Origin of the sequence: Desulfurivibrio nitratireducens, assembly GCF_044068515.1 — a bacterium.
Taxonomy (GTDB): domain Bacteria; phylum Desulfobacterota; class Desulfobulbia; order Desulfobulbales; family Desulfurivibrionaceae; genus Desulfurivibrio.
Map to the genome: position 1 here is coordinate 1 of NZ_JBIPKI010000091.1, position 2,263 is coordinate 2,263.

General features: G+C 58.1%; 2 protein-coding genes. Both read left to right on the plus strand.

From position 1 onward, the window contains the following. Positions 1-126 precede the first annotated feature (126 nt). Complete coding sequence (gene istA, locus ACHHTY_RS11995; protein WP_395494408.1) at positions 127-1,374, plus strand: IS21 family transposase; 1,248 nt, start codon at positions 127-129, stop codon at positions 1,372-1,374. After that, positions 1,362-2,135: an IS21-like element helper ATPase IstB gene (gene istB, locus ACHHTY_RS12000; RefSeq protein ID WP_395494407.1), complete on the plus strand. Its 774-nt coding sequence runs from the start codon at positions 1,362-1,364 to the stop codon at positions 2,133-2,135. Before istA ends, istB begins: the two co-directional genes overlap by 13 nt. Positions 2,136-2,263: the final 128 nt, after the last annotated feature.

Sequence of the window (2,263 nt, forward strand, 5' to 3'; positions counted from 1 at the left end):
CTGTCACCGGCAATGTAAAAGTGTACCAAAAATGGCAGAGTAAAAGTGTACCACTTCCTCTTCCTGTCAAAAGGGGATTACCATCCGATCAAGGAGGTGATTCCCATGATCACGAAGGAGGAGTTTATGGACATCCACTCGTTGCGCCGTGAAGGGTGGAGTATGCGGGCCATCGCCAAGAAGCTGGGCATCCACCGCAAAACGGTCAAAAAGCATCTGGAAGCGGATTCCTTGCCGCAGTATCGCCGGCGCCGATCCCGGCCGTCATTGCTTGATCCTTTCAAGCAGGCCATCCGGGACTATATGGAACAGGATGACTACCAGGCCACCTGGATCCTGGAACGGCTCCGCATCATGGGTTACGGCGGCAGCTACGAAACCCTTCGCGATTACATCCGGCCCTTGAAAGAACAAAAGCAGCGCCTGGCCTACCTTCGCTTTGAAACCGAACCCGGCCGGCAGGGGCAGATCGATTTCGGTGATTTCCAGCTCCGGGAGGCGGACGGCAGTCATACCACCGTTTACGCCTTTGCCCTGGTCCTGGGTTTTTCCCGGGCCATGCATGTCAAGTTCATCGAGCGCTGCAGCCTGGAATCGTTCCTGGATTGCCACCTCGACGCCTTCCGCTATCTCGGCGGGGTGCCGGCCGAGTTGCTTTACGACAACATGAAGAACGTGGTCGTCGATCGCCGGGACGGCAAGACCAATTTCAACATCGAGTTTCTCCATTTCGCCCATCACTGCGGCTTCCGGCCCAAGGTCTGCCCACCATACAGCCCTTGGGTCAAAGGCAAGGTGGAGCGGCCGTTGGCGTATCTTCGGGAACGGTTCTGGCGTGGCTACACCTTCACCACCGTCGCGGCCCTCAATCGGGATATTCGAACCTGGCTCGACCAAACCGCCAACCGGCGGATCCACGGCACCCATCGGCTGCCGGTGGATCAACGCTGGCGCCAGGAGACTCCCCAGCTCGGCAAGCTGCCGCCAGTGGACTACGACACCTCCCTCAAGGTGTACCGCACGGTCTACAAGGACTGCCAGGTCTCCTACAACACCAACCGCTATCTGCTCCCCCACCAACTGGCGGGCAAGAAGGTGCTGCTCAAGATCAAGGACGGAACCATCCGGGTTTTCCATGATCATGACTTCATTATCAGCTACCGGGAAGGGGCCGGCCGGTATGAGCTGATCGGCAACCGCCTCTTCTACGAGCAGCTTAAACGGGATCAGGCCCAGCTCAACCGCAAGTATGGCCGGGCCAAGGGCAAGGCCACCCGGGGCCTGGTCAGCGGCTCCCTCTTTCCCCAGGTGGCCCACCGGTCATTGGCGGAATATGACCGGTTGGTCCAAGGAGGTGCCCCATGGAACAACTGATCGGCGAACGCCTCCAGGAAAATCTGCAAAGACTGAAACTCAGCCGGGCCGCCGAAGTGCTCGATACCATCGTCCAGCAAGCCGAGGCCGGTCAGAGTTCCTATCTGGGCTTTCTCGACCATCTCCTGGAAGAAGAAGTGGCCGCCAAGGATACCCGGCGGGTTCAGACCGCCATGAAGACCGCCGGCCTGCCCAGCGCCAAGACCATCGACGGCTATGACTTCTCCTTTCACCCCCAGCTCGACAAAAAAATGGTCATGGAGCTTTTCGATCTCGACTTCCTGGCCAAACATGAAAACGTGGTCTTTCTCGGCCCGCCGGGAGTCGGCAAGACCCATCTGGCCACCTCACTGGCGATCAAGGCCTGTCACCACGGCTTCAAGGTCTACTTCACCACCATGGAAACCCTGATCCGCAAGCTCAAGGAGAGCGGCCAATCGAAACACAAGGCCTACCTCAGCTCCAGCCTGGTGGTGGTCGACGAGGTCGGCTATCTCTCGGTCACCCCGGAAGAGGCCTATCTCTTCTTCCAGTTCGTCTCCCACCGCTATGAGCGCAGCTCCACCATCATCACTTCCAACAAGAGCTTCGGCGACTGGCAGGAGTTCTTCGGGGATCCGGTGATCGCCACCGCCATCCTCGACCGTTTGCTCCACCACTGCCGGGTGGTCAACATCAAGGGCCACAGCTACCGGCTGCGGGGGCATTCCATCACCAAATCGGTTATCAAAGAGCAAAACGATAAAACAACGGATAATTGAAATGATCAGCAATTACCGGGCACGCCGGAAAGCCGCACCGACCAGGTTCTGCCTGGGGCAACACAAGACCGAGGGGTGGTACACTTTTCAAATGCCGAAACTGGTACACTTTTACTTTGCCATTGACA